Below are 24,456 nucleotides of genomic sequence, written 5' to 3'. Positions count from 1 at the left end.
CCGTGTCGCAGATCACAGACCGGCAGGCATAGGATGCGGAGCAGTCGGGCTTGTGAACTGCCTCACATGTACACGATCTTCGCGAGGCAGCGAGACGGATGCCCGGTGCGGTCCAACGGTCAAGGACGACTGGAAGGAGCGAGGAGGGTGAATGCTTACGCGCCCATCCTTGTGCTCGGCGCCCTCGGGGCAGGGTTTGCGATCTTCTCCGTGGTCATGGCCACGCTTATCGGCCCAAAGCGCTACAACCGGGCAAAACTAGAGGCGTACGAGTGCGGCATCGAGCCGACCCCTACGCCGGCCGGAGGCGGCCGCTTTCCCATCAAGTACTACCTGACGGCGATGCTCTTCATCGTCTTCGACATCGAGATCGTCTTCCTCTACCCCTGGGCGGTCACCTTCGACGCCCTGGGGCTTTTCGGGCTCGTGGAGATGCTGCTCTTCGTGCTCACCGTCTTCGTCGCCTACGCGTATGTATGGCGGCGCGGCGGCCTGGAATGGGACTGAGGGGCTGAGGGGCACACCAATGGGAATCGAAGAGAAGCTGCCGAGCGGTTTTCTGCTGACCACCGTCGAACAGGCCGCGGGCTGGGTGCGCAAATCATCCGTCTTCCCGGCGACCTTCGGTCTGGCCTGCTGCGCCATCGAGATGATGACGACCGGCGCCGGCCGCTACGACCTGGCCCGCTTCGGCATGGAGGTCTTCCGCGGATCGCCGCGCCAGGCCGACCTGATGATCGTCGCCGGCCGGGTGAGCCAGAAGATGGCGCCCGTCCTGCGGCAGGTCTACGACCAGATGCCCAATCCCAAGTGGGTCATTTCCATGGGCGTTTGCGCCTCATCGGGCGGAATGTTCAACAATTACGCGATTGTGCAGGGTGTTGATCACATTGTCCCTGTCGACATCTATTTGCCTGGCTGCCCGCCGCGTCCCGAGATGCTGATCGACGCGATTCTCAAGCTGCACCACAAGATCCAGACCTCCAAGCTCGGCGTGAACGCGGAGGAAGCGGCCCGCGAGGCGGAGGAGGCGGCCCTCAAGGCGCTCCCCACCATCGAGATGAAGGGGCTGCTCCAGTGAGTGAGAGCAAGAACACCAACGGTAACAACGTCCCTGCGCCACGGGACGAGTCCGGCGACGTCATCGGCGTACGCAAGGGCATGTTCGGCGCAGGCAACGGCGGCGATACGAGTGGCTACGGCGGTCTCGTCAGGACGGTGACCCTGCCGGGCGCCTCCCACCGCCCCTACGGCGGCTACTTCGACGAGGTCGCCGACGAGCTCGAAGGCGCACTGGAGGAGCAGGGCCTCGTCCCCGAGAACGCCATCGAGAAGACGGTCGTCGACCGCGGCGAGCTCACCTTCCACATCGCCCGCGAGCATCTGCTCACCGTGGCGCAGACCCTGCGCGACGACCCGGCCCTGCGCTTCGAGCTCTGTACGGGCGTCTGTGGCGTCCACTACCTCGAGGACAAGGGCCGCGAGCTGCACGCCGTCTACCATCTGCGCTCGCTCACCCACGGCCGGCTGATCCGCCTCGAGGTCTCCGCACCGGACAGCGACCCGCATGTGCCGTCCCTGGTCACGGTCTATCCGACCAACGACTGGCACGAGCGCGAGATGTACGACTTCTTCGGGCTCGTCTTCGACGGCCACCCCGCCCTCACCCGGATCATGATGCCGGACGACTGGCAGGGCTTCCCGCAGCGCAAGGACTATCCGCTCGGCGGCATCGCCGTCGAGTACAAGGGCGCCCAGATCCCGGCTCCGGACCAGCGGAGGTCGTACAGCTGATGTCTGCTTCACAGGGAACTTCCCCCGCTTCCGCCCGCGAGACCACCGAGGGGACCGTATATACGGTCACCGGCGGCGACTGGGACGAGGTCGTCCAGTCCGCGGCCAAGGCCGACGACGAGCGGATCGTCGTCAACATGGGCCCGCAGCACCCCTCCACGCACGGTGTGCTCCGGCTGATCCTGGAGATCGACGGCGAGACGGTCACCGAGGCCCGCTGCGGCATCGGCTATCTGCACACCGGCATCGAGAAAAACCTCGAGTACCGGACCTGGGTGCAGGGCACCACCTTCGTCACGCGCATGGATTATCTGACGCCGTTCTTCAACGAGGCGGCGTACTGCCTGGGCGTGGAGAAGCTGCTCGGCATCACCGACGAGATCCCGGACCGGGCGACGATCATCCGCGTCCTGCTGATGGAGCTCAACCGGCTCTCCTCCCACCTGGTGTGCATCGCCACAGGAGGTATGGAGCTCGGCGCCACCACGATCATGATCTACGGATTCCGGGATCGTGAACTGATTCTCGACATCTATGAGTTGATCACCGGCCTGCGGATGAACCACGCCTTCATCCGGCCCGGCGGACTCGCGCAGGACCTGCCGCCCGGCGCCATCGACCAGCTTCGCGAGTTCGTGAAGACGATGAAGAAGAACCTGCCGGAGTACGACAAGCTCGCCACCGGCAACCCCATCTTCAAGGCCCGTATGCAGGACATCGGCTATCTCGATCTGACCGGCTGCCTGGCGCTCGGCGCGACCGGACCGATCCTGCGCTCCGCCGGTCTCGCCCACGATCTGCGCAAGACCGACCCCTACTGCGGTTACGAGACGTACGAGTTCGACGTCCCGACCGCCGACAGCTGCGACGCGTACGGCCGCTTCCTGATCCGCCTGGAGGAGATGCGGCAGTCGCTGCGCATCGTCGAGCAGTGCCTGGACCGGCTCGAGCCGGGACCGGTGATGGTCGCCGACAAGAAGATCGCCTGGCCCGCGCAGCTCGCCCTCGGCCCCGACGGGCTCGGCAACTCCCTCGACCACATCAAGAAGATCATGGGCACCTCCATGGAGGCCCTGATCCATCACTTCAAGCTGGTGACCGAGGGCTTCCGGGTCCCGGCCGGACAGGCGTACGCCGCGGTCGAATCGCCCAAGGGCGAACTCGGCGTCCATGTCGTGAGCGACGGCGGCACCCGCCCCTACCGGGTCCACTTCCGGGACCCGTCCTTCACCAATCTGCAGGCCATGGCGGCGATGTGCGAGGGCGGCCAGGTCGCCGACGTCATCGTCGCCGTCGCGTCCATCGACCCCGTGATGGGAGGCGTCGACCGGTGACAGACATCAGCCTGGGGATGCCACAGCTCCCCGCCCCCGACTACCCGGCCGATGTGCGTGCCAGGCTCGAAGCGGACGCGAAGGAGATCATCGCCCGCTACCCCGACAGCCGGTCCGCCCTGCTGCCGCTGCTGCATCTGGTGCAGGCGGAGGAGGGGTACGTCACCCGCACCGGCGTCCGGTTCTGCGCCGAGATGCTGGAGTTGACCACTGCCGAGGTCACCGCGGTGTCCACCTTCTACTCGATGTACCGGCGCAAGCCCTCCGGCGACTACCAGGTCGGGGTCTGCACCAACACGCTCTGCGCGGTGATGGGCGGCGACGCCATTTTCGAGGAGCTCAAGGAGCACCTCGGCGTCGGCAACAACGAGACGACCGGGGACGGCAAGGTCACCCTCGAGCACATCGAGTGCAACGCGGCCTGCGACTTCGCCCCTGTGGTGATGGTCAACTGGGAGTTCTTCGACAACCAGACGCCGGAGACAGCCAAGCGGCTCGTCGACGATCTGCGTGCGGGACGGCAGGTGCAGCCCACCCGCGGCGCTCCCCTCTGTACGTACAAGGAGACCGCGCGGATCCTCGCGGGCTTCCCCGACCGGCGCCCCGGCGCCGTCGAGGCGACCGGCGGGGCCGGACCCGCCTCGCTGATCGGCCTGCGCCTCGCCAAGGGCGAGCAGCCGGCCGCCCGGGTGGTCGCCCCGCGCGGTGAGGTCGCCCACGATGCCCCGCAGCCCGGGTCGGAGCACCTGAGCTCGCACGACGCGCCACAGCAGACCTCGGACTCCGACCCCGCGCACCCGGCGGGGCCCGCAGCCGAGGAGGGGGAGTGATGACCTTGGCACCCGAGCTCAACGAGACGAGCCCCGAGAAGCTCCTCGCGCCGGTCCTCTCCGCCTTCTGGGACGAGGCGGAGCCCTGGACGCTGGACACCTACCGGCGGCACGAGGGGTACGAGGGGCTGCGCAAGGCGCTGGCCATGTCGCCCGACGACCTCATCGCGTACGTCAAGGACTCCGGACTGCGCGGCCGCGGCGGCGCCGGCTTCCCCACCGGAATGAAGTGGCAGTTCATTCCGCAGGGCGACGGAAAGCCGCACTATCTTGTTGTCAACGCCGACGAGTCGGAGCCCGGGACCTGCAAGGACATCCCGCTCCTCTTCGCCAACCCGCACTCCCTCATCGAGGGGATCGTGATCGCCTGCTATGCGATCCGGTCGAATCACGCGTTCATCTATCTGCGCGGTGAAGTCGTCCCCGTACTGCGACGGCTGCACGAAGCCGTGCGCGAGGCGTACGAGGCGGGCTACCTCGGCAAGAACGTTCTCGGCAGCGGACTCGACCTCGAACTCACCGTGCACGCGGGCGCGGGCGCGTACATCTGCGGTGAGGAGACCGCGCTGCTGGACTCCCTGGAGGGCCGTCGCGGCCAGCCCCGGCTGCGACCTCCCTTCCCCGCGGTCGCCGGTCTCTACGCGTGCCCCACTGTGGTGAACAACGTCGAGTCCATCGCCTCCGTTCCCGCGATCCTCCAACGCGGCAAGGACTGGTTCAAGTCGATGGGCAGCGAGAAGTCCCCGGGCTTCACGCTTTACTCGCTCAGCGGCCATGTCACCAACCCCGGCCAGTACGAGGCCCCGCTCGGCATCACGCTGCGCCAGCTGCTCGACATGAGCGGCGGGATCAGGGCCGGGCACCGCCTCAAGTTCTGGACGCCGGGCGGCTCTTCGACCCCGATGTTCACCGACGAGCACCTCGATGTCCCGCTGGACTACGAGGGCGTCGGCGCGGCCGGTTCGATGCTCGGCACCAAGGCGCTGCAGTGCTTCGACGAGACCACGTGTGTCGTACGGGCCGTGACGCGGTGGACCGAGTTCTACGCCCACGAGTCCTGCGGCAAGTGCACTCCTTGCCGCGAAGGCACGTACTGGCTGGTGCAACTGCTGCGCGACATCGAGGCCGGCAAGGGCGTCATGTCCGATCTCGACAAGCTCAACGACATCGCCGACAACATCAACGGCAAGTCCTTCTGCGCGCTGGGCGACGGTGCCGCGTCCCCCATCTTCTCCTCGCTCAAGTACTTCCGCGAGGAGTACGAGCAGCACATCACCGGCAAGGGCTGCCCCTTCGACCCTGCCAAGTCGACCGTCTGGGCCGACAAGCACCTGGAGGTGAACGCATGACTGAGGCGTATGCGTCGAGCCCCGGCCGCGGCTTCGCCGCCCACCGCCCTGCGGGCGAAGCACCGCAGTCCGACTCACCTCGTGCGGAGGTACGGGCATGACCGTCACGACGTCCAACCCCGCCGGAGGCGGCAGCGCGGCCGTTCCGCCGGAAGATCTTGTCTCGCTGACGATCGACGGCATCGAGATCTCCGTCCCCAAGGGCACGCTGGTCATCCGGGCCGCCGAACTGCTGGGCATCGAGATCCCGCGGTTCTGCGACCACCCCCTCCTCGACCCGGTCGGCGCCTGCCGCCAGTGCATCGTCGAGGTCGAGGGCCAGCGCAAGCCGATGGCGTCCTGCACCATCACCTGCACCGACGGCATGGTCGTCAAGTCGCAGCTCACCTCGCCGGTCGCCGAGAAGGCCCAGCGCGGTGTGATGGAGCTGCTGCTGATCAACCACCCGCTGGACTGCCCGGTCTGCGACAAGGGCGGCGAATGCCCCCTGCAGAACCAGGCCATGCAGGTGGGCGACCCGGACACCCGCTTCGAGGGCCGCAAGCGCACATACGAGAAGCCCGTGCCGATCTCCACACAGGTGCTGCTCGACCGTGAGCGGTGCGTGCTCTGCGCCCGCTGCACCCGCTTCTCCAACCAGGTCGCGGGCGACCCGATGATCGAGCTGATCGAGCGGGGCGCCCTCCAGCAGGTCGGCACGGGTGAGGGTGACCCCTTCGAGTCGTACTTCTCCGGCAACACCATCCAGATCTGCCCGGTGGGCGCGCTGACCTCGGCGGCGTACCGATTCCGCTCCCGCCCCTTCGACCTGGTCTCGTCGCCGAGCGTGTGCGAGCACTGCGCCGGCGGCTGCGCGACCCGCACCGACCACCGGCGCGGCAAGGTCATGCGGCGCCTCGCGGCGGATGACCCCGAGGTCAACGAGGAGTGGCTCTGCGACAAGGGGCGCTTCGGCTTCCGTTACGCGCAGAAGCCGGACCGGCTCACCACCCCTCTCGTACGCAATGACGAAGGCGTCCTGGAACCGGCGAGCTGGCCGGAGGCGCTGGAGGCGGCGGCCCGCGGGCTGAGCGGGGCCCGCGGCCGGGCCGGTGTCCTCGTGGGCGGCCGGCTCACCGTCGAGGACTCCTATGCGTACGCCAAGTTCGCGCGGGTCGCCCTCGACACCAATGACGTCGACTTCCGGGCGCGCGTGCACAGCAGCGAGGAGGCCGACTTCCTGGCCGCCCGCGTCGCCGGGCAGGGCCGCGATCTGGACGGCAGCGGCGTCACCTACACCTCCCTGGAGAAGGCCCCGGCCGTACTGCTGGCCGGGTTCGAGTCCGAGGAGGAGGCGCCCGGCGTCTTCCTGCGGCTGCGCAAGGCGCATCGCAAGCACGGCCAGCGCACCTTCGCCCTGGCCACGCACGCCACCCGGGGTCTGGCGAAGGCGGGCGGCACGCTGCTGGCCGCCGCCCCCGGCACCGAGACCGAGTGGCTGAACGCGCTGGCGGCCGGCACCGGTCTGGAGGGCGACGGCGCGAAGGCGGCCGAGGCGCTGCGCTCCGCAGGCGCGGTGATCGTGGTCGGCGAGCGGCTCGCGGCCGTGCCAGGCGGACTCACCGCCGCCGCACGGGCCGCCACCGCGACCGGTGCCCAGCTGGTGTGGATCCCGCGCAGGGCGGGTGAGCGCGGCGCCATCGAGGCGGGCGCGATCCCCTCGCTGCTGCCCGGCGGCCGCCCGGCCACCGACCCGCGGGCCCGTGAGGAGACCGCGGCGGCCTGGCGCGTACGCGAACTCCCGCACCGCTACGGCCGCGACACCGGCCAGATCGTCGAGGCCGCGGCCACCGGCGAACTGGGCGCGCTGCTGGTGGCGGGCGTCGAGGTCGCGGACCTGCCCGACCCGGCACGCGCACGCGCGGCACTCGACGCGGTCGGCTTCCTGGTCTCTCTGGAGCTGCGGCCGAGCGAGGTCACCGAGCGGGCGGACGTGGTCTTCCCGGTCGCGGCCGTCGCCGAGAAGCCGGGCACGTTCCTCAACTGGGAGGGCAGGGCGAGGCTGTTCGAGGCCGCGCTCAAGCCCGAGCAGATGACCCGCCGCCTGGCGCCGACCGACGCGCGGGTGCTGCACATGCTCGCGGACGCGCTCGACGTCAGCTTCGGGCTGCCGGACCTCAAGTCCGTACGCACGGAGCTCGACCGGCTCGGCAGCTGGCAGGGCCCCCGGGCCACCGAGCCGACGGAGTCCGCGCAGTCCCTGCCCCGACCGGGCGAGGGCGAGGCGGTCCTCGCGGGACACCGGCTGCTGCTCGACCAGGGTCTGCTGCAGCAGGGCGACGAGGCGCTGGCGGGCACTCGCCATGCGGCGGTCGCCCGGCTCTCCGCGGCGACAGCGGCCGAGACGGGTGTCAAGGACGGCGACGTCCTGGCCGTCAGCGGCCCGGCCGGCTCGGTCCGGCTCCCGCTCCAGGTGAGCGAGATGCCCGACCGGGTGGTGTGGCTGCCGCTGAACTCCGTGGGCGGCGGCGTCACTTCGGACACCGGCGCCGTCCCCGGACAGCTCGTCCGCATCGGCCCGGCGGCCGCCGCGAACGACGCAGCGGAGGTCCAGTCATGACCGCCCTCACCGCGGTCGCGGGCCGCGGGCCGCGCAACGCGGTCGCCCGGCCCCGTACCCACGTCGTCAGGCCGGGCGCAGCCCTGGCCGTCCCCGCAACGGAGGTGCGAGCGTGACTGCCCTCGCCCATATCGCGGAAGCCCAGCGGAGCGTCCTCGCCGCCGAGGATCTCTCGATGTTCGGGCACGACCCCTGGTGGCTCGTCGTCATCAAGGCAGTGTTCTGCTTCGCCTTCCTGATGATCACCGTGCTCTTCTCCATCGTGTGGGAGCGCAAGGTCGTCGCCTGGATGCAGCTGCGCATCGGCCCCAACCGGCACGGGCCCTGGGGCATGCTCCAGTCCCTCGCCGACGGCATCAAGCTGATGCTGAAGGAAGACGTCATCGTCAAGCGCGCGGACAAGGTCGTCTATGTCCTCGCGCCGATCGTCGCCGCGATCCCGGCCTTCATGGCGATCGCCGTGATCCCCTTCGGTCCGGCCGGCAACGAGATCTCGATCCTCGGCCACCGCACCACGATGCAGCTCACCGACCTGCCGATCGCGATGCTCTACATCCTCGCGGTCGCCTCGGTCGGCATCTACGGCATCGTCCTCGCCGGCTGGTCGTCGGGCTCGACGTACCCGCTGCTCGGCGGACTCCGCTCCTGCGCGCAGATGATCTCGTACGAGATCGCCATGGGCGCGGCCTTCGCCTCCGTCTTCCTCTACTCCGGGTCGATGTCGACCTCGAAGATCGTCGAGGCGCAGGCGGACCGCTGGTACATCATCCTGCTGCCGGTCTCCTTCATCATCTACATCGTCACGATGGTGGCCGAGACCAACCGCGCCCCCTTCGACATGCCGGAGTCCGAGGGCGACCTCGTCGGCGGCTTCAACACCGAGTACAGCTCGATCAAGTTCGCGATGTTCATGCTGGCCGAGTACGTCAACATGGTCACCGTCTCGGCGGTCTCGGTCACCCTCTTCCTGGGCGGCTGGCGGGTCCCGTACCCGGTCTCCACTTTCTGGGAGGGCGCGAACCACGGCTGGTGGCCGATGCTCTGGTTCGTCATCAAGGTCCAGCTGCTGCTGTTCTTCTTCATCTGGCTGCGCGGCACGCTGCCCCGGGTCCGCTACGACCAGCTGATGAAGCTCGGCTGGAAGGTCCTGATCCCGGTATCGGTGGTCTGGCTGATGCTGGTGGCGACCGTACGGGCGCTGCGGAACGAGAACTACGACTTCCAGCAGATCGTGCTGTACGTCGGCGGCGCGGTGATCGCGGTGCTGCTGCTCTCCTTCGTCGCCGACATGTTCCGCGGCAAGAAGGAGAAGGAGGCGGAGGCCGCCAAGGGCGAGCCGCCGGCCTTCGACCCGATGGCGGGCGGTTTCCCCGTACCGCCGCTGCCGGGACAGACCCTCCCGCCCGTGCCCCGTCGACGGCCGCGCCGTGAGCGCGAGTTGATTGTCAGTGGTGGATCAGATACTGCGAGTGACGGTCCTGGTGACGGAAAGGAGGCTGACGGTGTCTGAGGAATCCGAGAACAAGTTCGAGAATCCGGTTGCCGGCTTCGGCGTGACCTTCAAGGCCATGTTCAAGAAGCGGCTGACCGAGCAGTACCCGGAGCAGCAGAAGATCACGGCGCCGCGCTTCCACGGCCGGCACCAGCTCAACCGCCATCCCGACGGGCTCGAGAAGTGCATCGGATGCGAGCTGTGCGCCTGGGCCTGTCCGGCGGACGCGATCTATGTGGAGGGCGCGGAGAACACCGACGAGGAGCGCTACTCCCCGGGAGAGCGCTACGGCCGCGTCTACCAGATCAACTACGCCCGCTGCATTCTGTGCGGACTGTGCATCGAAGCCTGCCCGACCCGGGCGCTGACGATGACCAACGAGTTCGAACTGGCCGACAGCAGCCGGGAAAACCTCATCTATACGAAGGAGCAGCTGCTCGCCGGACTCGACGAGGGCATGGTCGACTCCCCGCACTCGATCTTCCCGGGCACGGACGAGCAGGACTACTACCGGGGCCTGGTCACCGAAGCCGCTCCCGGCACGGTCCAGCAGGTCGCCGTCTCCAAGGGGGAGAAGGGCGAGGAGGTGGACGTATGAACACGCTTGCCGCCTCCACCACTTCGACGGGTGAGGCATTCCAGTTCTGGGTCCTCGGCACCATCGCCGTCCTCGGGGCGCTCGGCACGATCCTGATGAAGCGGGCCGTGCACAGTGCGCTGAGTCTCGCCGGAACCATGATCATCCTGGCGGTCTTCTACCTCGCCAACGGCGCGTACTTCCTCGGTGTCGTCCAGATCATCGTCTACACCGGCGCGATCATGATGCTGTTCCTCTTCGTTGTCATGCTGGTCGGTGTCACCGCCGCCGACTCGCTCAAGGAGACGCTGAAGGGCCAGCGCTGGTGGGCCGCTGCCTGCGGGCTCGGCTTCGGTGTGCTGCTGATCGCCGGAATCGGCAATGCCTCGCTGAAGACCTTCAACGGGCTCGGTCCGGCCAACAGCGCACACGGCGGCAATGTCGAGGGACTCGCCCGGCTCATCTTCACCAAGTACGTCTTCGCCTTCGAGATCACCGGCGCGCTGCTGATCACGGCGGCCGTCGGCGCGATGGTGCTCACGCACCGGGAGCGCACCGAGCGTGCCAAGACACAGCGGGAGATGTCCGAGGAGCGCGTACGCGGCAAGCAACTGCCGCCGCTGCCCGCGCCCGGTGTCTACGCCCGGCACAACGCCGTGGACATCCCCGGTCTGCTGCCGGACGGCACCACGTCCGCGCTCACCGTCAGCAAGACGCTGCGGGAGCGCGGCCAGATCCGCGATGTGTCGAGCGACGCGCTGAACGACCTCAAGGCGCTGGAGCAGCGCTCGGAGGAGCGGCTCGGACGGGACCAGGAATCGCCGGGATCGCAGCAGTCGCAGCCATCGCACAAAGGGGAGGTCGCGAAGTGAATCCCGTCAACTATCTGTATCTCGCGGCGCTGTTGTTCACCATCGGCGCCGCCGGGGTGCTGATCCGGCGGAACGCGATTGTCGTCTTCATGTGCGTCGAGCTGATGCTCAACGCCTGCAACCTCGCGTTCGTCGCCTTTTCCCGGATGCACGGCAATCTCGACGGCCAGATCATCGCCTTCTTCACGATGGTCGTCGCCGCCGCGGAGGTCGTGGTCGGGCTCGCGATCATCGTGTCGCTGTTCCGCTCCCGCCACTCGGCCTCGGTCGACGACGCCAGCCTGATGAAGCTGTAAGGGGTCGCTGAATCGTGGAGAATCTGATTGCGCTGCTTGTCGCGGCGCCCTTGCTCGGAGCGGCGGTCCTGCTGTGCGGCGGGCGGCGGCTCGACCGCAGCGGCCACTGGATCGGCACGCTGCTCGCGGCCGCGTCGTTCGTGATCGGCGTGGTGCTCTTCGTCAACATGCTGGGCAAGGGCGCGGAGGAACGCACCCTGCACAGCACGCTGTTCAGCTGGATCCCGGTCGGGAGTTTCCAGGCCGACGTCGCCTTCCAGCTCGACCAGCTGTCGATGACGTTCGTCCTGCTGATCACCGGTGTGGGCTCGCTGATCCACCTCTACTCCATCGGGTACATGGAGCACGACGAACGGCGACGCCGCTTCTTCGGCTATCTGAACCTCTTCCTCGCGGCGATGCTGCTGCTGGTCCTCGCCGACAACTACCTTCTGCTGTACGTCGGCTGGGAAGGTGTCGGTCTCGCCTCGTATCTGCTGATCGGCTTCTGGCAGCACAAGCCCAGCGCGGCGACCGCGGCGAAGAAGGCATTCCTCGTCAACCGCGTCGGCGATATGGGCCTGTCGATCGCGATCATGCTGATGTTCACCACCTTCGGGACCTTCACCTTCGGGCCGGTCTTCGGGGCGGCGGGGGACACCTCGGAGGGCAAGCTCACCGCGATCGGTCTGATGCTGCTGCTCGCCGCCTGCGGCAAGTCGGCCCAGGTGCCGCTGCAGTCCTGGCTCGGGGACGCGATGGAGGGCCCGACCCCGGTCTCGGCCCTGATCCACGCGGCGACCATGGTGACCGCCGGCGTGTATCTCATCGTCCGCTCCGCCGCGATCTTCAACGCGGCCCCGGACGCTCAGCTGGTGGTCGTGGTCGTCGGCGCCGTGACGCTCCTCTTCGGTGCGATCGTCGGTTGCGCGAAGGACGACATCAAGAAGGCGCTGGCCGGTTCGACGATGTCCCAGATCGGCTACATGATCCTGGCGGCGGGCCTCGGTCCGATCGGCTACGTCTTCGCGATCATGCACCTGGTGACGCACGGCTTCTTCAAGGCGGGGCTCTTCCTCGGTGCCGGATCGGTCATGCACGGCATGAACGACGAGGTCGACATGCGCAAGTACGGCGGCCTGCGGAAGTACATGCCGATCACGTATGTCACCTTCGGTCTCGGCTATCTGGCCATCATCGGCTTCCCGGGCCTGTCCGGCTTCTTCTCCAAGGACAAGATCATCGAGGCGGCCTTCGCCAAGGGCGGCACGGAGGGCTGGATCCTCGGTGGCGTTGCCCTGCTGGGCGCGGCCATCACCGCGTTCTACATGACCCGCGTGATGCTGCTGACCTTCTTCGGTGAGAAGCGCTGGCAGCCCGACGCGGAAGGCAATGAACCGCATCCGCACGAGTCCCCGAAGTCGATGACCATCCCCATGATCGTCCTGGCCTTCGGATCGGTCTTCGCCGGCGGATTCTTCAGCATCGGCGACAGGTTCCTGAACTGGCTGGAGCCCGTCACCGGGCACGCGCACGGAGACTCGCCGCTGAGCGTGGCCACGATCACCGGAGCGACCATGGTCTGTCTGGTCATCGGCGTCGCCATCGCCTGGGGGATGTACGGACGCCGGCCGGTACCGGTACTCGCGCCCCGCGGCTCGCTGCTCACCCGGGCCGCCCGCCGCGATCTCTACCAGGACGACTTCAACCATGTGGTCCTGGTCCGCGGCGGCGAACACCTCACCCGCTCCCTGGTCTACGTCGACCACACCCTGGTCGACGGCGTGGTCAACGGAACGGCCGCCTCGTTCGGCGGCCTTTCGGGCCGGCTGCGCAAGCTGCAGAACGGCTACGCCCGCTCCTACGCGATCTCGATGTTCGGCGGTACGGCGATCGTCATCGCCGCGACCCTGCTGATGAGGGCGGTCTGAGATGTCCTTCCCGATCCTGACGGCCACGGCGGCGATCCCGGCGATCGGCGCCATCGCCACCGCCGCCGTGCCGGCCGCGAGGCGCACCGCCGCCAAGTGGCTGGCGCTGCTCTTCTCGCTCGCCACGCTCGTACTGGCCGCGGTCGTGCTCGTACGATTCGAGCCCGGCGGCGCCCGCTATCAGCTCACCGAATCCCACACCTGGATCAAGGACTTCGGCGTCCGGTACGAACTGGGCGTGGACGGCATCGGGGTGGCGCTCCTGGCGCTGACCGCGCTGCTGATCCCCTTTGTGATCCTGGCCGGCTGGCACGACGCCGACCCGCTGGAGACAAAGAGTTCACGCTGGCGGCCGACCCAGGGCTTCTTCGCCATGATCCTCGCCGTCGAGGCGATGGTGATCCTCTCCTTCGAGGCCACCGACGTCTTCCTCTTCTACATCCTGTTCGAAGCCATGCTCATCCCGATGTACTTCCTCATCGGCGGCTTCGGGGACCGGGCGCACGCGGGCGGCGACGAGGCGGCGGCGACCCAACGGTCGTACGCGGCCGTGAAGTTCCTGCTCTACAACCTGGTCGGCGGCCTGATCATGCTGGCCGCGGTCATCGGGCTCAATGTCGTCGCCGGGAGCTTCTCGCTCACCGAGATCGCCGCGGCGCGGGCGAACGGCTCGCTGGACATGGCGACCAACACCGAGCGGCTGCTCTTCCTCGGCTTCTTCTTCGCCTTCGCGATCAAGGCGCCGCTGTGGCCGCTGCACACCTGGCTGCCCAACGCCATGGGTGAGGCGACCGCGCCGGTCGCGGTGCTGATCACCGCGGTCGTCGACAAGGTCGGCACCTTCGCGATGCTGCGCTTCTGCCTCCAGCTGTTCCCGGAGGCGTCGAAGTGGGCGACGCCGGTGATCCTGGTGCTCGCGCTGATCAGCATCGTCTACGGAGCGCTGCTGGCGGTCGGCCAGCGCGATATCAAGCGGCTGGTCGCCTACGCCTCGATCTCGCACTTCGGCTTCATCGTCCTGGGCATCTTCGCGATGACCACCCAGGGGCAGTCGGGCGCGACGCTCTACATGGTCAACCACGGGATCTCGACCGCCGCGCTGATGCTGGTGGCCGGCTTCCTGATCTCCCGGCGCGGCTCGCGACTCATCGCGGACTACGGCGGAGTGCAGAAGGTCGCCCCGGTGCTCGCCGGCACCTTCCTGATCGGCGGTCTGGCGACGCTCTCCCTGCCGGGCCTCGCGCCTTTCGTGAGTGAATTCCTGGTCCTGGTCGGCACGTTCGCGCGCTATCCGGTGGCCGGGATCGTCGCCACCACCGGCATCGTGCTCGCCGCGCTCTACACCCTCGTCCTCTACCAGCGGACGATGACGGGCCCGGTGAAGGCCGAGGTGTCGAAGATGCCGGACCTCAGGGCCCGTGAGCTGGTGGTGGTCGCGCCACTGATCGCGCTGCTGCTCTTCCTCGGCGTCTTCCCGAAGCCGCTGACGGACATCATCAACCCGGCGGTGGAGCACACGATGTCCGACGTACAGAAGAAGGACCCCCAGCCCGAGGTGGAGGCGGCCAAGTGAGCGCAACAGTTGTCCACAGCCTGTGGACGACGGCGGCCGAGCCGATCGACAAGATCCCGGCCCCGAGTGTCGAGTACGCCCAACTGGCACCCGCGCTGATCGTTGTCGGCGCCGCTGTCGTGGGTGTGCTCGTGGAGGCCTTCGTCCCGCGCAAGGCCCGCTACTACGTGCAGGTGTTCCTCACCGTCGTCGCCCTGGCCGCCGCTTTCGCCGCGGTCGTCGGGCTCGCGGCCGGCGGATACGGCACCACCAAGGCGCATATCGCGGCGATGGGCGCGATCGCGATCGACGGGCCGGCGCTCTTCCTGCAGGGCACCATCCTGCTGGCGTCGCTGGTCGCCGTCTTCACCTTCGCGGAGCGCCGCCTCGACCCGGCGGCGCACGGCAACCGCATCGACTCGTTCGCCGCGCAGGCAGCGTCCGTACCCGGCAGCGACAGCGAAAAGGCCGCGGTCAAGGCAGGGTTCACCACCACCGAGGTCTTCCCGCTGGCGCTCTTCGCGATCACCGGCATGCTGGTCTTCCCGGCCGCCAACGATCTGCTGACGCTGTTCGTGGCACTGGAAGTCTTCTCGCTCCCGCTCTACCTCCTGTGCGCCGTCGCCCGCCGCAAGCGGCTGATGTCGCAGGAGGCCGCGGTGAAGTACTTTCTGCTCGGTGCCTTCTCGTCGGCCTTCCTGCTGTTCGGTATCGCGTTGATGTACGGGTACGCGGGCTCCGTCTCGTACGCGAAGATCGCGGGCGTCGTCGACGGCAGCGTCCGCTCCATCGACCCGGCGCTCGCCGACACCATGGGGAACGACGCGCTGCTGCTGATCGGCGGCGCGATGATCCTGACCGGGCTGCTCTTCAAGGTCGGCGCGGTGCCGTTCCACATGTGGACGCCGGACGTCTACCAGGGCGCGCCGACTCCGGTCACCGGCTTCATGGCCGCGGCCACCAAGGTGGCTGCCTTCGGCGCGCTGCTGCGGTTGCTGTACGTCGTGCTGCCGGGGCTGAGCTGGGACTGGCGGCCGGTCATGTGGGCCATCGCGATCGTCACCATGCTGGGCGGTGCGATCGTCGCGATCACCCAGACCGACATCAAGCGGCTCCTCGCGTACTCCTCGATCGCGCACGCCGGCTTCATCCTCGCCGGTGTCATCGCGACGACACCCGAAGGCGTCTCGTCCGTCCTCTTCTACCTGGGCGCGTACTCCTTTGTGACGATCGGCGCGTTCGCGGTGGTCACGCTGGTGCGGGACGCGGGCGGCGAGGCGACGCATCTGTCCAAGTGGGCGGGGCTGGGCCGCCGTTCACCGCTGGTGGCGGCCGTGTTCGCGGTCTTCCTGCTGGCCTTCGCCGGTATTCCGCTGACCTCAGGTTTCACCGGAAAGTTCGCGGTCTTCAAGGCGGCGGCGGAGGGCGGCGCGGGTGCGCTGGTCGTGGTCGGTGTGATCTCATCCGCGATCGCGGCGTTCTTCTACATCCGGGTCATCGTGCTGATGTTCTTCAGCGAGCCGAAGGCGGACGGCCCCACGGTCGCCGTGCCGTCGCCGCTGACGATGACGACGATCGGGGTGGGTGTGGCGGTGACGCTGGTGCTCGGTGTGGCGCCGCAGTACTTCCTGGACCTGGCGAGCCAGGCGAGCGTGTTTGTGCGGTAGTCGGGCTGCTGAGCGCTCGCCGTGGTGTCTTCGTTTTCGACGACGCCACGGCGAGCGCTTTTTCATGCCGCGAGGAGTGCGCCGGGTCTCGCGCAGCCGCGGCAGCGGCCCGGCTCGGCGGCCCGGAAGGCGCGGTCGCAGGATTCGCAGTTCTGGAGCGGTACCGGTCCACGGGGCCCTGCGGGCAGAGGTGGTGGCAGGAGTTCGGCGAGGCGATGGGCGAGCAGGGCTGCCGGGTGGCGCAGGTCGGGCGGGAGGCTCACGGTGAGGGTGCGGCGTACGGCCTCGGGAGCGGCCCCGCGTTCCAGCCAGGCGGTGACGGCCGGGGCGAGGCGGTGTACGTCCCGCCCCGAGAGCAGCAGCCGGGGGTCATCGCGCCGCAGCTCTGCGAGGAGGGCGGCGGCGGGACGGTGGTCTTCGAGGTCGTGGGGGTCGCCGGCTTCGGGGGCCGGAGGCGGCGGCACGGGCCGAGGTGTGGGCGCCGGAGGTACGTCGACGGGGGAGCTCTCCCTGACCGCGGCCGGGGCCTCCGGCGCCGAAGCAGGGCTCACCCCCGGCTGGTTGTACGACACGGTGTGCGTGACGATCTGGCCGCCGGGGAGTCGTTTCCGGGTGCGCTCCAGGTAGCCGAATGCCTCAAGTTCCCGTAACGCAGCGGCGATCCGGACCTCGCCCTCCGGGAAGCGGGCGGTGAGGGTCTTGATGTCGACGCGGGCTCCGGCGGGCACCGACTGGATGTGGACGGCCAGTCCGATCGCGGTGAGGCTGAGCTCACGGTGCTGGGCGAGGTGGTTGCCGATGACCGTGTAGCGGCTGGTGTGCCGGGTGTTGACGTGGACGACGCCGGGCCGGGACACGGTCGTGTCAAAGGCCCCGGGAACGGGGGACGAAGCGCGCGAGGGCGCGCTAGGGTTCTGCGTATCCATCGGGAAGCTCCTACTTCCTCGGTGGTCAGGCCCTCGATCGGGATTGCTACTCCCGGCCGGGGGCCGTCGCATGTGTGCAGTTGTTGCGGCGAGCATATGCCCGCCAACCCGTCACAAATCCAGCCCAGTTGGAAACCTTCACCCTTGCGAGTGATGGGGAGGCTGGAGGGGATGGGTAGGGTTCTTGCCCCGGTGAATTGAAAGCTTTTGATGTCGTGCCGCACCGACGGGTGGCTGACCGAGACGTGCGGCCCCGCGCTCCGGTGGGGCCGGGTCAGGGTGCGAGATCAAACTCGGCCCACACCGTTTTGCAGGGCGCCGGGCCCGGGGTGACGCCCCAACGGTCGGCGAAGGCGTCGACGAGGATGAGTCCGCGGCCCGACTCGTCGTCTCCGGGGTGCCGGGCGACGGGGAGACGGTCACCGCGGGTGTCGGTCACCTCGATACGCAGAGTCCCCTCGGCGGTGGTGAGGGCGAGGCGGAAGTCCCGTCCGGGCACGCGGCCGTGCAGCGCGGCGTTGGCGGCGAGTTCGGCGACGACATGGGCCGCCGACTCGAACGGCAGCCCCCAGGAGCGGAGTTGCTCCGTCGCCAGCAGGCGAGCGAGACGCGCACCTCTGCGGGTGGAGGAGAGCTGGACGCTGAACTGGCGGACGGTGGTGCTGGTTTGGGCGTTTTCTGGATTCACGTCACTCAGCGTGGCCGTGCGTGAGTAGCCTGAACAGTGATGATGCCGATGCGTACGGTGACTGTCAGGGGGCTGTCCAGGCCTGTACAGGCTGTCCACCGTGACATTCTCGGAGGTGGGCTCGGATGAGCGTGGGCGGGGAACATGCGGAGCACGCGGCGGAAGGGGCGGACGAGCCCGGCTGGGACGTCGATCCGGAGAACGACTCGGCGGCGGTGGTCGCGGCACTCGGCCACCAACTCAGGCTCTGGCGTGAGGCGGCGGGGCTGCGGCCGGCCGAGTTCGGGGCGGCCATCGGGTACGGCGAGAACCTGATCTACAAGGTGGAGAGCGGCAAGCGCATCCCGAGGCCGGAGTTCCTGGACAAAGCTGATGAGGCACTCGGAGCGGGCGGAAAGATCGCCGCGATGAAGAAGGACATCGCGGAGGCGCGGTACCCGAAGAAGGTCCGTGACCTGGCGAAGCTGGAGGCGCAGGCGGTCGAGGTCGGAGCGTACGGAAACCACAACCTGCACGGCCTACTCCAGACCGAGGAGTACGCGCGGGCACTGATCGAGACGTGGCGGCCCGCGTACTCGAAGGACGAGGTGGAGCGAATGGTCGCTGCGCGTATGGCGCGTCGGCCGATCTTCGACCGGTCCCCAGCTCCCGCGCTCACATTCGTCCAAGAAGAGGTGACCATCCGCCGTCCAATCGGAGGCAGAATGGTCCTACGCAAGCAGCTCGAACGCCTGTTGGAGGTAGGCCAGTTGCGGAACGTCGAGATCCAGGTGATGCCGACCGACCGCGACGACCACGCCGGAATGGGCGGTCGGATCCAGGTGCTGAAGTTCAAGGACGGTTCGGCGGTGGGCCACGACGAAGGCCAGCTCACCAGCCGTCCGATCTCCGATCCGAGGGAGCTCCGGATCCTTGAGTGCGGTATGGGATCATCCGGGCCCAGGCTCTCACGCCACGGGAGTCACTGGCCTTCATCGAGAAAGCGCTGGGAGACACATGACCAACAAGCCCTCCGCTGTGGACGGCACCGGGCTGGACTGGTTCAAGAGCAGCTACAGCGACAGCAGTAACGGCAACGATTGCGTCGAGGTCGCAGCCACCCCCGGCACGGTCCACGTCCGCGACTCAAAGAACACCCAGGGCCCCCGACTCGCGTTCACCGAAGCCCAGTGGGCGACCTTCGTGACGTACACGTCCAGGAACATTGAGGTGCGATAGGGACGGGGCCGTCCGTATCGTCCACATCGACCTCGATGCAGAGATCCATTACCGTCCTCCCCGTCCGCAGTCGACGCCGGTAGCCCAGGTCAAGCCGCCGAGGAACGCCCATCCGGCGATGCCTCATCAGGCTGGTGGGTGTCGTGCGCGGTGAAGGCAAATGCCGAGGCGTCGCCGTCCAGGTCAATGGTCAGCGACGCGTCCAGGGCCTTGGCCAAGCGCGTCAGTAGAGGCAGTGTCGGTACGGAGTCGCCGCCCTCGATGTTGGAGATCTGCGGCTGCGTCATCTCGGCACGTCGGGCCAGTTCGGTCTGTGACAGGCCGAGCTCAGTTCTCCGGTAGTAGACGGCCTGCCCAAGTGCGAACGCATACCCGGCCTCGATGTAAGCCGGGGACTCCTCGACCGTCTCGCCCAGGAGCTTCCTGCTCCGGCGGGTCTTCCACTCGGAGTGGTTCACGGGCTCTCCTCACAGCAGCGTCGGCACGAGCTGGTCCGGCTACACGGCCATCGGATGACCCACGGCCCGGCACCTCGGTGAGGTGCCGGGCCCTTCACATGCGACCGGCTACTTATCGGTGGCCTGCCCCCGGCGTGGCCTGATCTGGGTGAGGTCGAGATCGACGGGGAAGGGGACGGAGACCTTCATCCGGTCGTGGAAGATGCCGGTGCTGGTGTAGGCGCCGGTCGTCGGCTCCAGCTCGAAGACGTAGACCACGGCCTGACCCTGGTTGTCTTCCACTCGCCAGTAGTGCGGGATCTTGGCCCGCGCGTACTTCACCGGCTTGGTTTCGCGATCCCGGGTCACAGAATCGGTGGAGACGATCTCGATGGCCAGCATCACGGAATCGGCTGGTAGCCGGGTCTGCTCCCAGTCCGCGATGACCTCCCCGCGCACGACGATCACATCGGGCTCTGGGCGGTTCCAGCGGTCGATGTCGATAGTGAATCGCGCGACGACTTCCAGATCCTGCGGCGAGACCGACTCCAGTTGCCTGCTGAAGAAGCCGATCGCGCGTTCATGAAAGAGGGTCTGCGGAGTCGGGAAGACGAGGCTCGCGTCGATGAGTTCCGTATGCATAGGCAGATTCGGAAGCCGGTCCAGGTCGTCGGCGGTCCAGCCGCCCAGGGGCGGGGTGGGCCAGCTGGGCTCCGGGGCCCCAGGGCTGCCGCTCATCGGTGTTCCCATGGGGCGGGAGTCTCGCGGGTCTGTCCCGCTGAACCTGGGGGAAGTTGATCAGGCTCCCGCACACAAGTGAAGGCGTCACGTCGCGTTGACGCGCCCGGCGTGTGGGCTAGCGTCGGCGGCCATGGACGACATCTGGCAGTTGCTGGAGTGCACTCACGCCCCCGTCTACGTCGCGCCGGAGACGGGGCCCGTCTATTCGGCCGCCGGGGACGGGCTCAACGGCTTCTGGATGGGTACTTCGCCTCCCGGGCGGCCGCCCTCGGGGCGGTGTCCCCGGACGTGGTGACGGCGGCCTTCTACAACTTCGCGCCGGCCAGGGTCGCCTGCGCTCTCCCAGATGCCTGGCATCGCTGCGCACCCGAGGCGGTCCTGGCCGCCCGGCTCGAGGTGGCCGACCAGGCCCGTCTGCGTGAGCGTGGCGTGCTGGCCGAGGACGGCAGCCTCACCGACGCGGGCCACCTTGAGCGGCATGCGATCGAGGCCACCACCGATCGGCTTGCCCGGCCCGTCCTCGCCCGCGCCCGGCTGGCTGACTGTCTGCGTCCGCTCGCCCGGCGGATCGTCGAGGCGGGCGGGGTGCCCTTCCCCAATGCGATGGGGCTCCCGCCGCTCAGGCCGGGGTAGCCGCCCGAGAAGCGTAGGCGCGGACGTCCGCGTCCGGGTCGGTGACCGCGGTGGCGAGCGCGGCGCGGGCGTCCTCGTGGGCGGAGTGCCTGAGCAGGGCCAGCACCGCCTGCTTCCGGACGTCGGCGTTCGTGTCGCCGAGGGCCTTGGCCAGGGCGGGCACGGCGAGTTCGGGATCCGCGCCGCCCAGAGCGGTGGCCGCTCCCGCGCGGACCTGCCAGGACGGATGGGCCAGCGCGGTGACGGCCGCGGCGGCGTACGGGGCGGGGCAGCCGGCGGTGGAGAGCGCGGCGAGTGCCGCCGCGCGGACGAGGATGTCCGGGTCCTGGACCAGCGGCTCCAGGGCCTCCGGGTCGTCCAGGCTGCGCGCCACGGCGACGCGGACCTCGCGGGCCGGGTCGGCGGTGGCGCGGGCGACGACATCGAGGGCGTCGACCGAGACCAGAGCGCGTACGGCCTCGATGCGGACCTCGATGTCCGGGTCGTCGAGCGTACGGGCGTAGGCGGCGGCGTCGCCCAGTCGGAGCGCGCGTAGGACGTCCAGAGCGGTGGAGCGGACCCGGGGGTCGTCGTTGTCGAGCGCCGCGGTGAGACCTCGGGACAACTCGGCTTCCGGGGGCAGGACTTCGACCAGCTCGCGCAGGGACGCCGCGGCCGCGGTACGGACGCCGGGGTCCGCGTCCGCGAGTGTCGCGGCGAGCGCCGGGCCGGTACCCGGCGGGACGGTCTCGGTGAGCGCGGCGACCGCGGCGCGGCGCACGGCGGGATCCGGATCAGTCAAGAAGGGACGCAGCTGCGGGAGTTCCGGCTCGTCCTCGGCGAGGCCGAGGAGCTCCAGGATGCGGGGCGAGTGGGAAGCGGCGGTGGCGTCCTGCCGGACCGTGGCGCGGACGCCGGAGCCGACCGGCGCGATGTCCCGAGGGCCCGCCGTGGCGACCTGCTCCGCGTGGACCTCGCCGATGTGGCGTGAGGCGCCGCCGGTGGGGGCGTACTCCTCGATGGGCACGAGGTAGGGAGCGACCGGCCGCGCCGTGAACTCCATCGTCCCGGACGGTGATTTGTGCAGGTCCAGGTGGTGCAGCCAGTCCTTGTCGTCGCGCTGCGGATGGTCCGTACGCTCGTGGTAGAGACCCCAGCGGGACTCCGTACGAGCGAGGGAGGAGCGGGCGGCCATCTCGGCGCAGTCGCGGATGAAGGTGACCTCGGCGCAGCGCATCAGCTCGTGCGCGGTCTCCGCGCCCATCTCCGCTATCTCGCCGCGCATCCGCTCGAAGTGGTCCACGGCGAGGGAGAGCCGGGCGCCGGACTTGGGCGGGGCGACGTAGTCGTTCACGAATCGGCGGAGTTTGTACTCGACCTGGGGCTGGGGCGGTCCTTCCGGGTTGTGGAGGGGCCGGTAGATCAGTTCGTGGGCGTCGCGGAGCTGGTCGGCGGGCAACTCGCCGCCGTACGCCCGGTACTGGGACGCGTCGGCACCCGCCAGATCGCCGAAGACGAAGGCGCCGATCATGTAGTTGTGCGGGACGCAGGCCAGATCACCGGCGGCGTACAGACCGGGCACGGTGGTGCGGGCGTGGTCGTCGACGCGTACGCCCGAGGCCGAGTGGCCGCCGCACAGGCCGATCTCCGAGATGTGCATCTCGACGTCGTGGGTGCGGTAGTCGTGGCCGCGGTTGGCATGGAAGGTGCCGCGGGTGGGGCGCTCGGTGGAGTGCAGGATGCCTTCCAGCGCGCTGATGGACTCCTCGGGGAGGTGGCTGAGCTTGAGGTAGACCGGGCCGCGGTCGGAGGCGAGTTCGTTCGCGAATTCGGCCATCATCTGGCCCGACCAGTAGTCGGAGTCGACGAAGCGCTCGCCGTGCCGGTTGACCTGGTAGCCGCCGAAGGGGTTGGCGACGTAGGCGCAGGCCGGACCGTTGTAGTCCTTGATCAACGGGTTGATCTGGAAGCACTCGATGCCGGTGAGCTCGGCGCCCGCGTGGTACGCCATGGCGTAGCCGTCACCGGCGTTGGTGGGGTTCTCGTATGTGCCGTAGAGATAGCCGGAGGCGGGCAGTCCGAGGCGGCCGCAGGCGCCGGTGGCGAGAATCACCGCGCCCGCCCGTACCTTCACGAACTCTCCCGTACGGGTGTTGAAGCCGGCGGCTCCGACGGCTTTTCCTTCCGCGGTGAGGACCCGTACCGGCATCACCCGGTTCTCGATCCGGATGCGTTCGCGCATCTCGCGGCGGCGCAGTTGCCGGTAGAGGACCTTTTTGACGTCCTTGCCCTCGGGCATGGGCAGTACGTACGAGCCGGAGCGGTGCACCTGGCGCACCGCGTACTCGCCGTGTTCGTCCTTCTCGAACTTCACGCCGTACGACTCGAGCCGCTGGACCATGCCGAAGCCGCGGGTCGCCGTCTGGCGGACGGTGGACTGGTCGACGATGCCGTCGTTGGCGCGGGTGATCTCGGCGACGTAGTCGTCGGGTTCGGCGCGGCCGGGGATCACGGCGTTGTTGACGCCGTCCATGCCCATGGCGAGAGCTCCGGAGTGGCGTACGTGCGCCTTCTCCAGGAGGAGGACGTCTGCGCCGTGCTCGGCCGCGGTGAGCGCCGCCATGGTGCCGGCCGTGCCGCCGCCGATGACGAGGACGTCGCAGGTGAGCTCCTCGGCGTCGGAGAGAGCGGGAATCTGCACGGTCGTGCCTTTCAGTCGGTGGTGGTGCTGCCGAGGGATTCGAGGACCTCGCGGCGCAGGGCGACGGTGGCGGGGTCGGAGTGCGCGGCGCGTTCGCGCGGCTTCGGTACGTCGAGGACTCGGCCGGTGCCCAGGAGCGCGACGCGGTCGCCGAGGAAGAGCGCCTCGTCCACGTCGTGCGTGACGAAGACGACGGTGGCGCCGGTGCCGCGCAGCACGTCGACGAGCAGCTGCTGCATCCCGGCCCGGGTCTGTGCGTCGAGCGCGCCGAAGGGCTCGTCCATGAGGACGGCGCGGGGCTCGGAGGCGAGGGCGCGGGCGAGCTGGACGCGCTGCCGCTGCCCGCCGGACATCCGGTGCGGGAGCTTGGGCCCGTGCCCGTCGAGCCCGACGCGCTCCAGCCATGCCTCGGCGCGGCGGCGACGCTCGGCACGCGGAACGCCTTTGATCGCGAGGGGCAGTTCGACATTGGCCCGGACGGTGCGCCAGGGCAGCAGCGCGTCGTCCTGGAAGACCAGGGCCCGTTCGGCGCGGGGGGCGGTGATGGGCTCGCTGTCCTGCTCGACCGCCCCTCCGAGCGGGGGAAGCAGCCCGGCGAGGGTGCGCAGGAGGGTCGACTTGCCGCACCCGGAAGGCCCGACGACGGTGAGGATCTCCCCGGGCGCGATGTCGAGATCCAGCCTGTCGAGGACGGTGGCTCCGGGGCGGCCGAGGGCTGCGCGGGAGAGGGTGAGACGGGCGCCGCGGGGTGGGGTTTTGGTGGCGGGGGAGAGCGTGTGGGAGGGGGTGGTCATGGGTTACGCCTCCTTGTGCGTGCGTGCGTGCGTGCGGGTGCGGGTGGGGGCGCCTGCGGCGGGCCAC

Annotated in this window: 22 protein-coding genes and 1 pseudogene; 17 read left to right on the top strand and 6 right to left on the bottom strand. The window is 68.9% G+C overall.

The features are described 5' to 3' along the window. Positions 1–147: 147 nt before the first annotated feature. From ACFWDI_RS21165 to nuoN, 14 genes are all read left to right on the top strand, one after another. Positions 148–507 (top strand): NADH-quinone oxidoreductase subunit A, encoded by a 360-nt coding sequence (locus ACFWDI_RS21165; RefSeq protein ID WP_030494815.1) that lies wholly within the window; start codon positions 148–150, stop codon positions 505–507. A 19-nt stretch (positions 508–526) separates the two neighbouring features. Then, a complete protein-coding gene (locus ACFWDI_RS21160) occupies positions 527–1,081 on the top strand; it encodes a NuoB/complex I 20 kDa subunit family protein (RefSeq protein WP_385305951.1) in 555 nt (184 codons plus the stop codon). Then, the gene (locus ACFWDI_RS21155) at positions 1,078–1,794 is read left to right on the top strand and encodes an NADH-quinone oxidoreductase subunit C (protein ID WP_385305949.1); all 717 of its coding nucleotides are present in this window, start codon (positions 1,078–1,080) and stop codon (positions 1,792–1,794) included. The genes ACFWDI_RS21160 and ACFWDI_RS21155 overlap by 4 nt, the downstream gene beginning before the upstream one ends. Next, complete coding sequence (locus ACFWDI_RS21150) at positions 1,794–3,128, top strand: NADH-quinone oxidoreductase subunit D (RefSeq protein ID WP_385305948.1); 1,335 nt, start codon at positions 1,794–1,796, stop codon at positions 3,126–3,128. The genes ACFWDI_RS21155 and ACFWDI_RS21150 overlap by 1 nt, the downstream gene beginning before the upstream one ends. A gap of 17 nt (positions 3,129–3,145) precedes the next feature. Beyond that, positions 3,146–3,958 carry an NADH-quinone oxidoreductase subunit NuoE gene (nuoE, locus tag ACFWDI_RS21145; protein ID WP_385306088.1) on the top strand — a complete coding sequence of 271 codons (813 nt, stop codon included), beginning with the start codon at positions 3,146–3,148 and terminating at the stop codon, positions 3,956–3,958. Continuing rightward, on the top strand, positions 3,958–5,307 hold the full coding sequence (nuoF, locus tag ACFWDI_RS21140) for an NADH-quinone oxidoreductase subunit NuoF (RefSeq protein WP_327325414.1): 1,350 nt from the start codon (positions 3,958–3,960) through the stop codon (positions 5,305–5,307). Before nuoE ends, nuoF begins: the two co-directional genes overlap by 1 nt. 97 nt (positions 5,308–5,404) lie before the next feature. Then, a complete protein-coding gene (locus ACFWDI_RS21135) occupies positions 5,405–7,906 on the top strand; it encodes an NADH-quinone oxidoreductase subunit G (protein WP_385305947.1) in 2,502 nt (833 codons plus the stop codon). A 112-nt stretch (positions 7,907–8,018) separates the two neighbouring features. Next, the gene (nuoH, locus tag ACFWDI_RS21130; protein ID WP_385305945.1) at positions 8,019–9,416 is read left to right on the top strand and encodes an NADH-quinone oxidoreductase subunit NuoH; all 1,398 of its coding nucleotides are present in this window, start codon (positions 8,019–8,021) and stop codon (positions 9,414–9,416) included. After that, positions 9,409–9,996 (top strand): NADH-quinone oxidoreductase subunit NuoI, encoded by a 588-nt coding sequence (nuoI, locus tag ACFWDI_RS21125; protein WP_385305944.1) that lies wholly within the window; start codon positions 9,409–9,411, stop codon positions 9,994–9,996. Before nuoH ends, nuoI begins: the two co-directional genes overlap by 8 nt. Further along, positions 9,993–10,847, top strand: a complete 855-nt coding sequence (locus tag ACFWDI_RS21120) for an NADH-quinone oxidoreductase subunit J (protein ID WP_385305942.1) — start codon at positions 9,993–9,995, stop codon at positions 10,845–10,847. The genes nuoI and ACFWDI_RS21120 overlap by 4 nt, the downstream gene beginning before the upstream one ends. Then, positions 10,844–11,143, top strand: coding sequence for an NADH-quinone oxidoreductase subunit NuoK (gene nuoK / locus ACFWDI_RS21115; protein ID WP_069927518.1), 300 nt, complete (start codon positions 10,844–10,846; stop codon positions 11,141–11,143). Before ACFWDI_RS21120 ends, nuoK begins: the two co-directional genes overlap by 4 nt. Positions 11,144–11,157: 14 nt before the next feature. Beyond that, positions 11,158–13,053: an NADH-quinone oxidoreductase subunit L gene (nuoL, locus tag ACFWDI_RS21110; RefSeq protein WP_385305940.1), complete on the top strand. Its 1,896-nt coding sequence runs from the start codon at positions 11,158–11,160 to the stop codon at positions 13,051–13,053. 1 nt (position 13,054) lies between these two features. Continuing rightward, positions 13,055–14,626 (top strand): NADH-quinone oxidoreductase subunit M, encoded by a 1,572-nt coding sequence (locus ACFWDI_RS21105; protein WP_385305938.1) that lies wholly within the window; start codon positions 13,055–13,057, stop codon positions 14,624–14,626. Then, on the top strand, positions 14,623–16,272 hold the full coding sequence (nuoN, locus tag ACFWDI_RS21100; RefSeq protein ID WP_385305936.1) for an NADH-quinone oxidoreductase subunit NuoN: 1,650 nt from the start codon (positions 14,623–14,625) through the stop codon (positions 16,270–16,272). Before ACFWDI_RS21105 ends, nuoN begins: the two co-directional genes overlap by 4 nt. A gap of 62 nt (positions 16,273–16,334) precedes the next feature. Here the strand turns inward: nuoN and ACFWDI_RS21095 are convergent, their stop codons facing one another. Continuing rightward, positions 16,335–17,198 carry a helix-turn-helix domain-containing protein gene (locus ACFWDI_RS21095; RefSeq protein WP_385305934.1) on the bottom strand — a complete coding sequence of 288 codons (864 nt, stop codon included), beginning with the start codon at positions 17,196–17,198 and terminating at the stop codon, positions 16,335–16,337. Between the two features lie 274 nt (positions 17,199–17,472). Beyond that, positions 17,473–17,886, bottom strand: coding sequence for an ATP-binding protein (locus ACFWDI_RS21090; protein ID WP_385305933.1), 414 nt, complete (start codon positions 17,884–17,886; stop codon positions 17,473–17,475). A 125-nt stretch (positions 17,887–18,011) separates the two neighbouring features. Here ACFWDI_RS21090 and ACFWDI_RS21085 point away from each other — a divergent pair. Together ACFWDI_RS21085 and ACFWDI_RS21080 are read left to right on the top strand one after the other, a co-directional pair. After that, positions 18,012–18,886: pseudogene (locus ACFWDI_RS21085) on the top strand (helix-turn-helix domain-containing protein). After that, positions 18,883–19,104, top strand: coding sequence for a DUF397 domain-containing protein (locus ACFWDI_RS21080; protein WP_385305931.1), 222 nt, complete (start codon positions 18,883–18,885; stop codon positions 19,102–19,104). The pseudogene ACFWDI_RS21085 and the gene ACFWDI_RS21080 overlap by 4 nt, the downstream one beginning before the upstream one ends. 89 nt (positions 19,105–19,193) lie before the next feature. Here the strand turns inward: ACFWDI_RS21080 and ACFWDI_RS21075 are convergent, their stop codons facing one another. Both ACFWDI_RS21075 and ACFWDI_RS21070 read right to left on the bottom strand, forming a co-directional pair. Continuing rightward, on the bottom strand, positions 19,194–19,562 hold the full coding sequence (locus tag ACFWDI_RS21075) for a helix-turn-helix domain-containing protein (protein WP_385305930.1): 369 nt from the start codon (positions 19,560–19,562) through the stop codon (positions 19,194–19,196). A 108-nt stretch (positions 19,563–19,670) separates the two neighbouring features. Beyond that, positions 19,671–20,279: a Uma2 family endonuclease gene (locus tag ACFWDI_RS21070; RefSeq protein ID WP_385305928.1), complete on the bottom strand. Its 609-nt coding sequence runs from the start codon at positions 20,277–20,279 to the stop codon at positions 19,671–19,673. Positions 20,280–20,357: 78 nt separating this feature from the next. Between ACFWDI_RS21070 and ACFWDI_RS21065 the strand changes: the two genes are divergently transcribed. After that, positions 20,358–20,915 (top strand): hypothetical protein, encoded by a 558-nt coding sequence (locus ACFWDI_RS21065; RefSeq protein WP_385305926.1) that lies wholly within the window; start codon positions 20,358–20,360, stop codon positions 20,913–20,915. Here the strand turns inward: ACFWDI_RS21065 and ACFWDI_RS21060 are convergent. Then, on the bottom strand, positions 20,902–23,595 hold the full coding sequence (locus tag ACFWDI_RS21060; RefSeq protein WP_385305924.1) for a fumarate reductase/succinate dehydrogenase flavoprotein subunit: 2,694 nt from the start codon (positions 23,593–23,595) through the stop codon (positions 20,902–20,904). The two genes, ACFWDI_RS21065 and ACFWDI_RS21060, sit on opposite strands and share 14 nt — an antisense overlap. Positions 23,596–23,606: 11 nt before the next feature. After that, positions 23,607–24,389, bottom strand: coding sequence for an ATP-binding cassette domain-containing protein (locus tag ACFWDI_RS21055; RefSeq protein ID WP_385305922.1), 783 nt, complete (start codon positions 24,387–24,389; stop codon positions 23,607–23,609). Positions 24,390–24,456 lie beyond the last annotated feature (67 nt).

It is taken from the genome of Streptomyces sp. NPDC060064, assembly GCF_042736455.1.
Lineage (GTDB): Bacteria > Actinomycetota > Actinomycetes > Streptomycetales > Streptomycetaceae > Streptomyces.
The sequence above is the reverse complement of the archived record's forward strand: the minus strand, read 5'-3'. Positions and strand labels throughout refer to the sequence as shown.

What these genes read in the sequence shown, in the direction of transcription:
- ACFWDI_RS21160 (WP_385305951.1), top strand. Translation starts at nt 527, where the DNA reads ATGGGAATCGAAGAGAAGCTGCCGAGCGGTTTTCTGCTGACCACCGTC.
- ACFWDI_RS21150 (WP_385305948.1), top strand. Translation starts at nt 1,794, where the DNA reads ATGTCTGCTTCACAGGGAACTTCCCCCGCTTCCGCCCGCGAGACCACC.
- nuoE (WP_385306088.1), top strand. Translation starts at nt 3,146, where the DNA reads ATGCCACAGCTCCCCGCCCCCGACTACCCGGCCGATGTGCGTGCCAGG.
- nuoF (WP_327325414.1), top strand. Translation starts at nt 3,958, where the DNA reads ATGACCTTGGCACCCGAGCTCAACGAGACGAGCCCCGAGAAGCTCCTC.
- ACFWDI_RS21135 (WP_385305947.1), top strand. Translation starts at nt 5,405, where the DNA reads ATGACCGTCACGACGTCCAACCCCGCCGGAGGCGGCAGCGCGGCCGTT.
- ACFWDI_RS21120 (WP_385305942.1), top strand. Translation starts at nt 9,993, where the DNA reads ATGAACACGCTTGCCGCCTCCACCACTTCGACGGGTGAGGCATTCCAG.
- ACFWDI_RS21105 (WP_385305938.1), top strand. Translation starts at nt 13,055, where the DNA reads ATGTCCTTCCCGATCCTGACGGCCACGGCGGCGATCCCGGCGATCGGC.
- ACFWDI_RS21095 (WP_385305934.1), bottom strand. Translation starts at nt 17,198, where the DNA reads ATGGATACGCAGAACCCTAGCGCGCCCTCGCGCGCTTCGTCCCCCGTT.
- ACFWDI_RS21080 (WP_385305931.1), top strand. Translation starts at nt 18,883, where the DNA reads ATGACCAACAAGCCCTCCGCTGTGGACGGCACCGGGCTGGACTGGTTC.
- ACFWDI_RS21070 (WP_385305928.1), bottom strand. Translation starts at nt 20,279, where the DNA reads ATGAGCGGCAGCCCTGGGGCCCCGGAGCCCAGCTGGCCCACCCCGCCC.
- ACFWDI_RS21055 (WP_385305922.1), bottom strand. Translation starts at nt 24,389, where the DNA reads ATGACCACCCCCTCCCACACGCTCTCCCCCGCCACCAAAACCCCACCC.